Source organism: Streptomyces sp. NPDC101227, assembly GCF_044767545.1.
Taxonomy (GTDB): Bacteria; Actinomycetota; Actinomycetes; order Streptomycetales; family Streptomycetaceae; genus Streptomyces.
In genome coordinates, this window is record NZ_JBIWOD010000001.1 from 228,949 (window position 1) to 241,438 (window position 12,490).

Consider the following 12,490-nt stretch of genomic DNA (forward strand, 5'->3'; position numbering starts at 1 on the left):
CACGAACTAGTTCGCAGTCGCCGGCCGGTGCCTGGGGGTACTTCCCCAGCTGCCGCTGGGGGTGCCCCCTCCCACGCCTTCGGGGCAGTGGGGGAGGGCGCCGGCCGACGGAATCCCTGAACACGCATTGACAGTTCACTGCAGAAGGGGAAGCCATGACAGCGACGACCGACGGAAGCACCGGGGCGCCGCCGCCCCGGGCCCCTTCGGCCAGCGATGCCACCGCTGAGAAGACCGACACCGCCGCGCGGCACGCCACCACCCGCGCCACCGACTATCTGCTCTCCCTCCAGGACTCCGCCGGCTGGTGGAAGGGCGACCTCGCCACCAACGTCACGATGGACGCCGAGGACCTGCTGCTCCGTCAGTTCCTGGGCGTGCAGGACGCCAAGCTCACCGACGCCGCCGCCCGCTTCATCCGCGGTGAGCAGCGCGCGGACGGCACCTGGGCCACGTTCTACGAAGGCCCCGGCGAACTCTCCGCCACCATCGAGGCCTATGTGGCCCTGCGGCTCGCCGGAGACGCCCCGGACGCGGCCCATATGGCCAGGGCGTCCGCCTGGATCCGCGAACACGGCGGGATCGCCGCCGCCCGGGTCTTCACCCGCATCTGGCTGGCCCTCTTCGGCTGGTGGAAGTGGGACGACCTCCCGGAGCTCCCGCCGGAGCTCATCTACTTCCCCAAGTGGTTCCCGCTCAACATCTACGACTTCGGCTGCTGGGCCCGGCAGACGATAGTGGCCCTGACCATCGTCTCGGCCAAGCGCCCGGTACGCCCGGCACCGTTCGCCCTGGACGAGCTGCACACCGACCCGCGCCGCCCCAACCCGCCGCGCCCGCTCGCCCCCGTCGCCAGCTGGGACGGTATCTTCCAGCGCCTGGACAAGGCGCTGCACGTCTACCACAAGGTCGCCCCGCGCCGGCTGCGCCGGGCCGCGATGCGCTCCGCCGCACGCTGGATCATCGAGCGGCAGGAGAACGACGGCTGCTGGGGCGGCATCCAGCCCCCCGCCGTCTACTCCATCATCGCCCTGCACCTCCTCGGCTACGACCTCGACCACCCGGTGCTGCGCGGCGGCCTCGAGTCGCTGGACCGTTTCACCGTATGGCGCGAGGACGGTCCCCCTGAGCCTGACGGCCCGGGAGGTGGCCCCACCCGGATGATCGAGGCCTGCCAGTCCCCGGTCTGGGACACCTGCCTGGCCACCATCGCGCTCGCCGACGCCGGGCTGCCGCCCGACCATCCGCAGCTGATCAAGGCCGCCGACTGGATGCTCGACGAGCAGATCGACCGGCCCGGTGACTGGTCGGTGCGCAGGCCTCAACTGGCCTCCGGGGGCTGGGCGTTCGAGTTCGAGAACGACAACTACCCGGACATCGACGACACCGCCGAGGTGGTGCTCGCGCTGCGCCGGGTAGAACACCCCGATCCCCAGCGGGTAGACGCCGCGGTCCGCCGCGCGGTGCGCTGGAACCTCGGGATGCAGTCCAAGAACGGCGCCTGGGGAGCGTTCGACGCCGACAACACCAGCCCGTTCCCCAACCGCCTGCCGTTCTGCGACTTCGGGGAGGTCATCGACCCGCCGTCGGCCGATGTCACCGCCCATGTCGTCGAGATGCTCGCCGACGTCGGCCGTACGCACGATCCGAGCACCCGGCGCGGCATCGACTGGCTGCTGGCCGAACAGGAGCCCAGCGGCGCCTGGTTCGGACGCTGGGGCACCAACTACGTCTACGGCACCGGTTCCGTGCTGCCCGCCCTCGCCGCGGCCGGCTTCCCCCCTTCGCACCCGGCGATCCGCCGTGCCGTCAGCTGGCTGACCCGGGTGCAGAACGACGACGGCGGCTGGGGCGAGGACCAGCGCTCCTACCAGGACAAGGCCTGGGCCGGACGCGGCGCCTCGACCGCCTCACAGACCGGCTGGGCGCTGATGGCGCTGCTGGCGGCCGGGGAGCGGGAGAGCGCGGCGGTCCGGCGCGGGGTGCGCTATCTGGCCGACACCCAGCGCCCGGACGGCTCCTGGGACGAGCCGTACTTCACCGGTACGGGCTTCCCCTGGGACTTCTCCATCAACTACCACCTGTACCGCCAGGTCTTCCCGCTGACGGCCCTGGGCCGCTATGTCCACGGCGGACATGCCGACGCGCCGTTGGGGGACTGATGCCGAGACCGGTCCCGGCAGACGTGGGTCCGCCGCTGCTGATCGCCTGTGCGCTCGGCATCGAGCGGCTCGCGCTGCGGGGCCGTGGCGGAAGTGGTACGCGTCCGCCGGTGGTCACCCTCCGTACGGGCATGGGCCCCCAGGCGGCCGAACGCGCCCTGGAACACGCGCTGCGCGAGGGCGCCGCCACCGCCCGATCACCGGTCGTGGCCAGCGGTTTCTGTGCCGGCCTCGTCCCCGGGATGCGGCCCGGGGACGTGGTGGTCGCCGAGGCCACCCGCGACCACCGGCCCGACGCCCCGGACATCGTCTGCCATGACAACGGCCCGCTGCTGACGGCCCTGCGGGAGCGCGGGCTGACCGTGCACACCGGCCTGCTGCGCGGCTCCGACCACGTCGTACGCGGCGCGGAGCGGGCCGCGCTGCATCGCGAGGGCGCGGTGGCGGTGGACATGGAATCCGCGGCGACACTGCGTGCCGCCCGGCGTGCCGGAAATCGTCCGGTTGCGGCCGTCCGGGTGATCGTGGACGCTCCAGAACATGAACTCGTACGTATCGGCACGGTGCGCGGTGGAATATCGGCCTTCCGTGTGCTGCGCTGCGTTCTTCCTGTTTTCTTCGAATGGCACCGTTCTTTGCTGCTCCCCAGGAGGTGAGCCAGATGGCCATGCCGCTTCGTCAGACCATCCGGGTCGGGACCTATCTTTTTGAACAGAAAGTGCTTCGCCGACGCGAGAAGTTTCCGCTGATCGTCGAGCTGGAGCCGCTCTTCGCCTGCAATCTCAAATGTGAGGGCTGCGGAAAGATCCAGCATCCGGCGGGCGTCCTCAAACAGCGGATGCCGGTGGCGCAGGCGGTCGGCGCGGTGCTGGAGTCCGGCGCGCCGATGGTCTCCATCGCCGGTGGCGAGCCCCTGATGCATCCGCAGATCGACGAGATCGTCAGACAGCTGGTAGCGAAGCGGAAGTACGTCTTCCTGTGCACCAATGCGATGCTGCTGCGCAAGAAGATGAAGGACTTCACGCCCTCGCCGTATTTCGCGTTCGCGGTGCATATCGACGGGATGCGGGAGCGGCACGATGAATCCGTCGCGAAGGAAGGCGTATTCGACGAGGCGGTGGCGGCCATCAAGGAAGCCAAGCGCCGCGGCTTCCGGGTCACCACCAACTCCACCTTCTTCAACACCGACACCCCGCAGACCATCATCGAGGTCCTCAACTTCCTCAATGACGACCTCCAGGTCGACGAAATGATGCTGTCGCCCGCCTACGCCTACGAGAAGGCCCCCGACCAGGAGCACTTCCTGGGCGTCGAGCAGACCCGGGAGCTGTTCAGGAAGGCCTTCGCCGGCGGCAACCGCCGCCGCTGGCGGCTGAACCACAGCCCGCTCTTCCTGGACTTCCTGGAGGGCAAGGCGGACTTCCCCTGCACGGCCTGGGCGATCCCCAACTACTCACTCTTCGGCTGGCAGCGGCCCTGCTATCTCATGAGCGACGGCTACGTGCCCACGTACCGGGAGCTCATCGACGACACGGACTGGAGCAAGTACGGCCGCGGCAAGGACCCGCGCTGCGCCAACTGCATGGCGCACTGCGGCTATGAGCCCACCGCCGTCCTGGCCACCATGGGCTCCCTCAAGGAGTCGCTGCGGGCCGCCCGGGAGACCGTCGGCGGAAACCGCGGGTGAGACGTTGAGCGGTGAGCCCGGGACGCCGGGGCTCACCGCCGCCCCGGCCCGGCCTGCGGCGGCGCGGCGGAGGGCGCGCCCGCGGCAGGCCGGTGCCGCGCGCATACAGGCCGGGGGTGCGCAGCCAGGCACCCCCGATGTCACCGTCGGCAGAACCCATGGAGGGGACGAAACATGACCCTGCTGGAACACATCCGCGAGCCGCGCGATCTCAAGGCGCTGCCCGAGGGGCGGATGGACGAACTCGCCGAGGAGATCCGGCAGTTCCTCGTGCAGGCCGTCACCCGCACCGGTGGCCATCTGGGACCCAACCTGGGCGTGGTCGAGCTGACCATCGCCCTGCACCGGGTCTTCGACTCGCCCGCCGACCGCATCCTGTGGGACACCGGGCACCAGTCCTACGTGCACAAGCTTCTGACGGGGCGCCAGGACTTCTCCAAGCTCCGCGCCAAGGGAGGGCTGTCCGGTTATCCCTCCCGCGCCGAGTCGCCGCACGACATCATCGAGAACAGCCACGCCTCCACGGTGCTGGGCTGGGCCGACGGCCTCGCCAAGGCCAACGAGGTCCTCGGCAAGGACGACCACGTCGTCGCGGTGATCGGCGACGGCGCGCTGACCGGCGGCATGGCCTGGGAGGCGCTGAACAACATCGCCGCCGCCAAGGACCGCCCGCTGATCATCGTCGTGAACGACAACGAGCGCTCCTACGCCCCGACCATCGGCGGCCTCGCCAGCCACCTCGCCACGCTGCGCACCACCGACGGCTACGAGAAGTTCCTGGCCTGGGGCAAGGACGTCCTTCAGCGCACCCCGGTCGTCGGCCAGCCGCTCTATGGATCGCTGCACGGCGCGAAGAAGGGATTCAAGGACGCCTTCGCGCCCCAGGGCATGTTCGAGGACCTGGGCCTGAAGTACCTCGGTCCGATCGACGGACACGACATCCCCGCCGTCGAGTCCGCGCTGCGCCGGGCCGCCGGATTCCACGGCCCGGTGCTGGTGCACTGCCTGACCGAGAAGGGCCGCGGCTATCAGCCCGCCCTGGAGGACGAGGCGGACCACTTCCACTCCGTCGGCGTGATGGACCCGCTCACCTGCGCGCCCGTCACGCCGCCCAGCGCCCCCTCCTGGACGTCCGCCTTCGCCGACGAGATGGTCCGGATCGGCGCCGAGCGCGAGGACGTCGTCGCCATCACGGCCGCCATGCTCCAGCCGGTCGGGCTCGGGAAGTTCGCCAAGGCCTATCCGGACCGGGTCTGGGACGTGGGCATCGCCGAACAGCACGCCGCGGTCTCGGCGGCCGGGCTGGCCACCGGCGGGCTGCACCCCGTCGTCGCCGTCTATGCCACCTTCCTCAACCGCGCCTTCGACCAGGTCCTGATGGACGTCGCGCTGCACAGGTGCGGCGTGACCTTCGTCCTGGACCGCGCCGGGGTCACCGGCACCGACGGCGCCTCGCACAACGGCATGTGGGACCTGTCGGTGCTGGGCGTCGTGCCGGGCCTGCGGATCGCCGCACCGCGCGACGCCGACCAGCTGCGCGCCCAGCTGCGCGAATCCCTGGACGTGGACGACGCCCCGACGGTCATCCGGTTCCCCAAGGCGCCGGTGGACGACCCGATCCCGGCGGTGGGGCGGATCGGCGGCGCCGACGTACTGCACCGCGCCCCGCAGCCGGATGTCCTGCTGATCGCGGTCGGCGTGATGGCGCCGGTGTGTCTGCGGGTCGCCGAACTCCTCACGGCGCGCGGCGTCGACGCGACGGTCATCGACCCGCGCTGGGTCAAACCGGTCGACCCCGCCATCGCCCCGCTCGCCGCGCAGCACGCCATGGTGGCCGTAGTCGAGGACAACAGCCGCAGCGGCGGTGTGGGGTCCGCGGTCGGCCAGGCGCTGCGGGACGCGGACGTGGACGTACCGCTGCGGACCTTCGGCATCCCCGAGCGGTTCCTGACCCACGCCAAGCGCGGCGAACTGCTCGCCGACCTCGGGCTCACCCCGGCCGAGATCGCCGGCCGGATCAGCGCCGAACTGGCCCGCAAGAACGCCGCGTCGCCCCATGAGGAGGGCGCCTCGTGACCGGATTCGACCTGGCGAAGCTGCTCGCCGACCGCGGCGCCGAACGCTATGACCTGCATGCCCGCCATCTCAACCACCAGCTCCCGCGGATGCTGGGCACCATCGGCTTCGACAAGGTCTACGAGCGGGCCGAGGGCGCCTACTTCTGGGACAGCGACGACCAGGACTACCTCGACATGCTCGCCGGATTCGGCGTGATGGGCCTCGGCCGCCATCATCCCGTCGTACGCCAGGCCCTGCACGACGTCCTGGACGCGGACCTCCCCGACCTCACCCGCTTCGACTGCCAGCCGCTGCCCGGCCTGCTCGCCGAGAAGCTGCTGTCCTACGCGCCCCACCTGGACCGGGTCTTCTTCGGCAACAGCGGCACCGAAGCCGTCGAGACGGCCCTGAAGTTCGCCCGCTACGCCACCGGCAAGCCCCGCATCCTCTACTGCACCCACGCCTTCCACGGCCTGACCACCGGCGCGCTCTCCGTCAACGGCGAGGACGGCTTCCGCGACGGCTTCGCCCCGCTGCTGCCGGACACCGCCCTGGAGATGGGCGATCTGGCCGCGCTGGAGCGGGAGTTGAAGCGCGGCGACGTCGCGGGCTTTGTCGTCGAACCGATCCAGGGCAAGGGCGTCCACCCCACCCCGCCCGGGTTCCTGGGCGCCGCGCAGGAGCTGCTGCGCAAGCACAAGGCCCTGCTGATCGCCGACGAGGTGCAGACCGGCCTGGGCCGTACCGGCGACTTCTTCGCCTACCAGCACGAGGACGGCGTCGAACCGGACCTGGTCTGTGTCGCCAAGGCGCTCTCCGGCGGCTATGTCCCGGTCGGCGCGACGCTCGGCAAGGACTGGATCTTCAAGAAGGTCTACTCGTCGATGGACCGGGTGCTGGTGCATTCCGCCAGCTTCGGCGCCAACGCCCAGGCGATGGCGGCGGGCCTCGCCGTGCTCGCGGTGATGGAGGACGAGGGGATCGTCGCCAACGCCCGGCACACCGGCGATCTGCTGCGCGAGCGGCTCTCCGCGCTGATCGGCACGTACGAGCTGCTGCACGACGTGCGCGGCCGGGGGCTGATGGTCGGCATCGAGTTCGGCAGGCCGAAGTCGCTGGTGCTGCGCGGGCGCTGGACGATGCTGCAGGCGGCCCGCAAGGGCCTGTTCGCGCAGCTGGTCGTGGCCCCGCTGCTACAGCGCCACCGCATCCTCACCCAGGTCTCCGGCGACCATCTGGAGGTCATCAAGCTGATTCCGCCGCTGATCATCGGGGAGCGGGAAGTGGACCGGTTCCTTCAGGCGTTCACGGCCGTCATGGACGAGGCCCACAACGGCGGCGGCCTGATGTGGGACTTCGGGCGGACGCTGGTCAAGGCGCAGCTCGGCCGCCTCGACTGACCGGGCGGCATCGAGCGCGACCACCGTGCGTCGACGCGTCAACTACCTTGTGGAACAGGCACGTTGCCCTGATTGTCAGTCCTCACTCCTACAGTGTCCACCATGAGTGAGTCGAGAGCCGACGACCGTGAGATGCAACGGCAACTGAGCATGTGGATCAGCCTCGTGCCCGAAGCGCAGCGCGCCCTGCCCCGGGTCCTGCTCCCCGCGAGGTTCCCGCTCGACCACAGCCCGGCGTCCCTGGACGCCCTGGAGGCTCGTCTGCTGGAGCATTACGAACCGGGCAGCACGGTCGAGAGGGGCACGGCAATGACCGAGAGCGCGATGACCTACCTCGGTGAATCCCTTCTGGCCGTGGCCGGCGGAACGTGGGGCTGGAACCGGCGGCCGGTCGGCGGCTACCGGTGGCGGGGACAGCCGGTCATCTGCCCCGACCCGGAGCTGCAACTCCAGCCGATTGCACCCCTGTTGCTCCTCACGTATGCGATGCGGAAACGCACCGGGAGCGCGTTCGCGGCCGAGGTCGCGCGGCTGCGCGAGGCGGTGCGGGAGCGGCGGGAGCGGGAGCCGGGCTGGGAGCCGGCCGTCAGGCAGGATCCCGGCCAGGAGCGGGCGCGCGCCGAACTCGCGGCATGGCTGGCCGATCGCCGTGCCGGCTTCGAGGAGTGGGCGAGGGAGACCGGCCGGCCGGACCGCTGGGACTTCAGCCCCGAATCCCTCGACGCACTCGAAGCCCTCGTCCGCAGCCGGCACACCGGAGAGGAGGAGATCGGCGCGGCGAGGCGGGGCCCCTTCCTTCAGGGCGCCGCCTGGTACATCGGGGAAGTGGTCTGTCGTGCCAAGGGGGCGCGCTGGAAGTTCGAGCCGTTCGCGGTCGGCGGCGGCGCACTGCCCGCCCTGTTCGGCGCCGAGGAGAGCGGGACCGTCGATGAGCCGTTCGCGGGGCCTCCCAAGGACGACGATGAGGCGGTGGTGTACCCGATGAGCCTGCTGCGCGGACTGTTCACGACCCACGACGAGCTTGACAATCCGATCGAAACGCATCTGAGCGATGCGCTGGGGGACTTGGACCCGCACGGCGAGGACGGCGAGGACGGCGAGGACGGCGAGGACGGCGAAGTCGAGGAGGACGACGAGGACGACGAGGACGACGAGGACGACGAGGAGGACGACGAGGCTGACGAGCGGAGTTCTGGGACCGCCCGACGGGCCCCGCACCGGGAGCCTTTCAGCAGTGCGGACGGGCCCGCGTCCCGCTAGTGTCATTTCCTGCCTGCTCCGGAAAGGCGCAGGCCAGAGCGTATGCGACGGTTTGGGAGAGCGCATCGGCCCGCGCGGCCGGTGCAGCGGGCGGCCGTCAACCGCTGACGAATCCGGGGGGATACGAAGAATGATCGCCGAGACGACGGTGCGGACCGTCAACGACATGACGGCCCGCTGGGCGCGGGCGGCGGTGGTGGAGGAGGGCACGGCCCTGGCCGCCGCCGGGCTGTGGCCGCTGCTGGCGCTGCTGGCCGGACCGGCGGCGGGCCCGGCCCGCGAGGAGCTGGCCGACGCGCTCGGCATTGACGCGGAATACGCCGTACGGGAAGGGTGCGCGCTGCTCGACGCGCTGACCAAGGCGGACGGCGTCGATGCCGCGGTGAGTCTGTGGACCCAGCGCACCCTGGAGCTGCATGCGCCATGGCTGCGCAGCCTGCCGCTGGATGCGCACGGGACGCTGACCGGGGATGCGGACGCGGACGCGCGGGCCATGGACGAGTGGGTGCGCCGGCGCACCGACGGCCTGATCGACAAGATGCCCGGACCGGGCGGCGCCGGCACGCTGTTGCGCCTGGCGAGCGCGCTGCTGGTGCGGACGACGTGGCACCGGCCCTTCGATGACTTCCCGTGGGAGGCGACCGAGGGACCGTGGGCCGGGCGGCGGATGACCGGCCTGCGGCGGTCCGGCGGAGATCCCGAGCGGATACGGGTGCACACCACACCGGACGGTGCGCTGACGTCCGCGGAGGTCGCCGGTGACAACGGCCTGGACGTTCACCTGCTGCTGGGCCCGCCGGCGATGCCGGGCGGCGAGGTGCTGCGCCATGGCGTCGCGGCGCTGGGCGGCGCGTATCCGACGCTGTCCGGGACGGAACTGGCCGACGGTGCCGGGCCGGGGGTGGACGTGCGGACGGTGACGAGCTGGGACCGCAGGCCGCTGGCGAGTCTGACCTGCGTGGGGTTCACCGTCGAGGCCGACCACGATCTGCTGAAGCGGGCCGAGTTGTTCGGGCTCGCCTCGGCCACCGATACCTCCCGCGGGCACTTCCCCGGGATCAGCCCGCAGCCGTTGGCGGTGTCCTCCGCGCGGCAGGCGGTCACCGCCACGTTCGGGCCGCAGGGCTTCCGGGCGGCGGCCGCGACCAGCATCGATCTGCAGTTGGGCTCCGCGCTGCGGCCCCAGGAGCGGGCACAGCTGGTGTCGGCCGTCTTCGACCGGCCGTTCGGCTTTCTCGCGGTCCACCGGGAGTCGGGGCTGGTGCTGGTTGCGGGCTGGGTCACCGACCCGGACGGCTGGACGGAACGCCCGCCGTGGATCGGCGAGGTCTGGTGACGCACGGCACACACAACGGCCCGGCGGGCATCCGCCAGGCCGTCGTCGTGGTGTACGGGAAAGGTCAGTCGGTCAGCAGCTGGGCGCGCAGCCGCTCGCGGGTCGCGGGGGTCAGCTTGAGGCCCTCGGTGAGGTAGGTCTCCGTCGAGCCCCAGGTCTTCTCGATCGTGTCGAAGGCGGCCGTGAGGTAGTCGGTGTGCGCCCCGAACAGCGGTGAGAGCAGCTCCATGACCTCCGCCGACATCCCGACCGCGGAGTTGTCGCTGCGGCGGATCTTGTAGCGGCGGTGGGGATCGTTGGACTTGAGGTAGTCCGCCTCGATGGCGTCCGGCTCCACACCGACCGCCAGGAGCGTCACCGCGACGGACAGTCCCGCGCGGTCCTTGCCGGCCGCGCAGTGCATCAGTGCGGGGACGCTGTCCTCGGCGAGCGCGTGCAGCACCCGGCTGTGGTCCTCGGTGCGGGTGGTGATGATGTGCCGGTAGGTCGCGGTCATCCGGGCGGCGGCCTTGCCGTCGCCCAGCATGCCCCGCAGCTGTTCCAGGTGGCCGTCGCGCACCATCGACCAGAATTCCGCGCCGTCGGCCGGGTCCGTGAGCGGGATGTTCACGTTCCGTACGCCCGGGAGCGCGACATCGGGGCCCTCGAGCTTGATGTCCGCGGCATTGCGGAAGTCGAAGACGGTGTGCAGCCCGAGGCCGGCGAGGAACGCCGCGTCCGCTTCGGTCGCATGGGCCAGATGCCCGCTGCGGAACAGCCGTCCCTGACGTACCCGACGCCCGTCCACGGTCGGCAGCCCACCCACATCGCGGAAGTTGCGGACCTCCGCGAGCTCGAACTGGTCCTGCGGGACCTGCGGCGTCTGCGTCACGGGCGCTCCTTTGGTTCGGCCGCCGACGCTGGCCGTCGACGCGGCGGGCAACTCTGACGATACGACATTGATGCAATACGCAATCAGGTGGCAACGGTCCCGGCGTACAGTGCGGCCGGACGACCACGCGCGACCGTTTATGGGTCGGAGCTGAAGCAGTTTGTGATCGATCATTATTCCAACTTGAGAAGAATTTGACCTGGTGGCATTAATCACCTCCCGTCAACCCCTGGTTACGGTGGCGTAAGTCACTTCTCAAGGTGAAGTATGTCCTGACGTGGCAGACGATTCGAAGAACTTCAGCAGCGGCGCCCATGGCGCCATCGGGTCGTACGCAGCCGTCGGGGACAGCTTCACCGAGGGGGTCGGGGATCCCGGCCGTGACGGGGCGTACATCGGTTGGGCGGACCGGCTAGCGGTCCTCCTGTCGGACCAGCGGGAAGAGGGGGACTTCCGCTACGCGAATCTCGCCGTCAGGGGGCGGCTGCTTGACCAGATCGTCGAGGAGCAGGTACCCCGGGCGAAGGAGCTTGCCCCCTCGCTGGTGACTTTCTGTGCCGGCGGCAATGACATCCTGCGGCCGGGCTCGGACCCGGACGCGGTGGCCGATCGGTATGAACGGGCGGTCGCCGACCTGCGGACCTCGGTCGGAACGGTGCTGCTGTGCACCGGCTTCGACACCCGCGGAGTGCCGGTCCTCAAGCATCTGCGCGGCAAGATCGCGACGTACACGGCCCATGTGCGGGCCATCGCGGACCGGCACGACTGCCCGGTTCTCGACCTGTGGTCGCTGAAGTCGGTGCAGGACCGACGGGCGTGGAGCGATGACCGGCTGCATCTGTCGGCCGACGGGCACACCCGGGTGGCGCTGCGCGCGGCGCAGGTGCTCGGGATCCAGGTGCCGGCCGACCCGGACCAGCCGTGGCCTCCGGAGGCTGAGCGGTCGGCCGCCGATGCGCGGCGGGACAACATCCACTGGGCGCGCGAACACCTCGTCCCGTGGATCGGGCGCCGGCTGCGCGGCGAGTCCTCGGGCGACCATGTCGAGCCCAAGCGGCCCGACTTGCTGCCGCTGTAGCGGCGGCGCCCGGTAGCGCGGGCGCGACACGACAAAGGCCCCGGTTGCCGCGAAGGGCGGACCGGGGCCTCAGTGCGCCGCTGAGGTGTACGGCAGATCCGCCCAGACGACCCGGCCGCGGCCGCCGTCGTCGGTCCGCGTTCCCCAGCTCTCGGACAGCGCGCCGACCAGGAACAGGCCTCGTCCGCCTTCCTGGTCCACGCTGCTGGGCTGGGCGTGCGGCGCCGAATCGCCGGGGCCGCCCTCGTCCGTGATCTCGACGCGGATGTACGACCCGACGAGCGTCAGCTCACAGCCGACCTTCTCGCTGTCGGTGTGCCGTACCGCATTGGTGAACAGCTCGGACACCACCAACTCCACGTCATCGCGGACTTGTTGAGCCGCGCCCCATGCATGCAGCAGCGCGATGACCCGCTTACGTGCCTCGGGGACCGAGGTGCGCCGCGCCGGCAAATGGAACGCGTCCTGGGGGTGCTCGGCGGCAAAGCCGCACCAGCGCCCTAACGAAGGAGCGTTTTTGGAGGAAGCCACCACGTAACTATGTGCGATGTTGGTCACCGATGGCAAGGATCACTCTGCAATTTGCAGAATCGCATATGCAGTCTGTTCGTCCTCATGACGACATGACACACTGCTGA

At 70.5% G+C, this 12,490-nt stretch carries 10 protein-coding genes; 8 read left to right on the forward strand and 2 right to left on the reverse strand.

Annotated elements, in window-relative coordinates; translation table 11 throughout:
* Nucleotides 1-155: 155 nt before the first annotated feature.
* The 7 genes from shc (at nt 156) to ACIRPT_RS01075 (ending at nt 9,903) form a co-directional block, all read left to right on the forward strand.
* A complete protein-coding gene (gene shc / locus ACIRPT_RS01045) occupies nt 156-2,162 on the forward strand; it encodes a squalene--hopene cyclase (RefSeq protein WP_403820294.1) in 2,007 nt (668 codons plus the stop codon).
* On the forward strand, nt 2,162-2,818 hold the full coding sequence (locus ACIRPT_RS01050) for a 1-hydroxy-2-methyl-2-butenyl 4-diphosphate reductase (protein ID WP_403820297.1): 657 nt from the start codon (nt 2,162-2,164) through the stop codon (nt 2,816-2,818). The genes shc and ACIRPT_RS01050 overlap by 1 nt, the downstream gene beginning before the upstream one ends.
* Before the next feature lie 5 nt (nt 2,819-2,823).
* Nucleotides 2,824-3,849 carry an adenosyl-hopene transferase HpnH gene (gene hpnH / locus ACIRPT_RS01055; RefSeq protein WP_403820299.1) on the forward strand — a complete coding sequence of 342 codons (1,026 nt, stop codon included), beginning with the start codon at nt 2,824-2,826 and terminating at the stop codon, nt 3,847-3,849.
* Nucleotides 3,850-4,023: 174 nt separating this feature from the next.
* Nucleotides 4,024-5,925, forward strand: coding sequence for a 1-deoxy-D-xylulose-5-phosphate synthase (gene dxs, locus ACIRPT_RS01060; protein WP_403820302.1), 1,902 nt, complete (start codon nt 4,024-4,026; stop codon nt 5,923-5,925).
* The gene (locus ACIRPT_RS01065) at nt 5,922-7,307 is read left to right on the forward strand and encodes an aspartate aminotransferase family protein (RefSeq protein ID WP_403820305.1); all 1,386 of its coding nucleotides are present in this window, start codon (nt 5,922-5,924) and stop codon (nt 7,305-7,307) included. Before dxs ends, ACIRPT_RS01065 begins: the two co-directional genes overlap by 4 nt.
* 102 nt (nt 7,308-7,409) lie before the next feature.
* Entirely contained in the window at nt 7,410-8,567 is a 1,158-nt protein-coding gene (locus ACIRPT_RS01070; RefSeq protein ID WP_403820308.1) for a hypothetical protein, read from the forward strand.
* Between the two features lie 130 nt (nt 8,568-8,697).
* The gene (locus ACIRPT_RS01075) at nt 8,698-9,903 is read left to right on the forward strand and encodes a serpin family protein (RefSeq protein ID WP_403820310.1); all 1,206 of its coding nucleotides are present in this window, start codon (nt 8,698-8,700) and stop codon (nt 9,901-9,903) included.
* Between the two features lie 64 nt (nt 9,904-9,967).
* On the opposite strand, the gene ACIRPT_RS01080 is transcribed toward ACIRPT_RS01075, so the two are convergent.
* Nucleotides 9,968-10,774, reverse strand: a complete 807-nt coding sequence (locus ACIRPT_RS01080) for a tyrosine-protein phosphatase (RefSeq protein WP_403497926.1) — start codon at nt 10,772-10,774, stop codon at nt 9,968-9,970.
* A 277-nt stretch (nt 10,775-11,051) separates the two neighbouring features.
* On the opposite strand from ACIRPT_RS01080, the gene ACIRPT_RS01085 reads away from it, so the two are divergent.
* Entirely contained in the window at nt 11,052-11,852 is an 801-nt protein-coding gene (locus ACIRPT_RS01085) for an SGNH/GDSL hydrolase family protein (RefSeq protein WP_403820313.1), read from the forward strand.
* Nucleotides 11,853-11,921: 69 nt separating this feature from the next.
* Here ACIRPT_RS01085 and ACIRPT_RS01090 read toward each other — a convergent pair whose 3' ends face one another.
* The gene (locus ACIRPT_RS01090; RefSeq protein ID WP_403497930.1) at nt 11,922-12,383 is read right to left on the reverse strand and encodes an ATP-binding protein; all 462 of its coding nucleotides are present in this window, start codon (nt 12,381-12,383) and stop codon (nt 11,922-11,924) included.
* Between the last annotated feature and the right edge of the window lie 107 nt (nt 12,384-12,490).

What these genes read in the sequence shown, in the direction of transcription:
- shc (WP_403820294.1), top strand. Translation starts at nt 156, where the DNA reads ATGACAGCGACGACCGACGGAAGCACCGGGGCGCCGCCGCCCCGGGCC.
- ACIRPT_RS01050 (WP_403820297.1), top strand. Translation starts at nt 2,162, where the DNA reads ATGCCGAGACCGGTCCCGGCAGACGTGGGTCCGCCGCTGCTGATCGCC.
- hpnH (WP_403820299.1), top strand. Translation starts at nt 2,824, where the DNA reads ATGGCCATGCCGCTTCGTCAGACCATCCGGGTCGGGACCTATCTTTTT.
- dxs (WP_403820302.1), top strand. Translation starts at nt 4,024, where the DNA reads ATGACCCTGCTGGAACACATCCGCGAGCCGCGCGATCTCAAGGCGCTG.
- ACIRPT_RS01070 (WP_403820308.1), top strand. Translation starts at nt 7,410, where the DNA reads ATGAGTGAGTCGAGAGCCGACGACCGTGAGATGCAACGGCAACTGAGC.
- ACIRPT_RS01075 (WP_403820310.1), top strand. Translation starts at nt 8,698, where the DNA reads ATGATCGCCGAGACGACGGTGCGGACCGTCAACGACATGACGGCCCGC.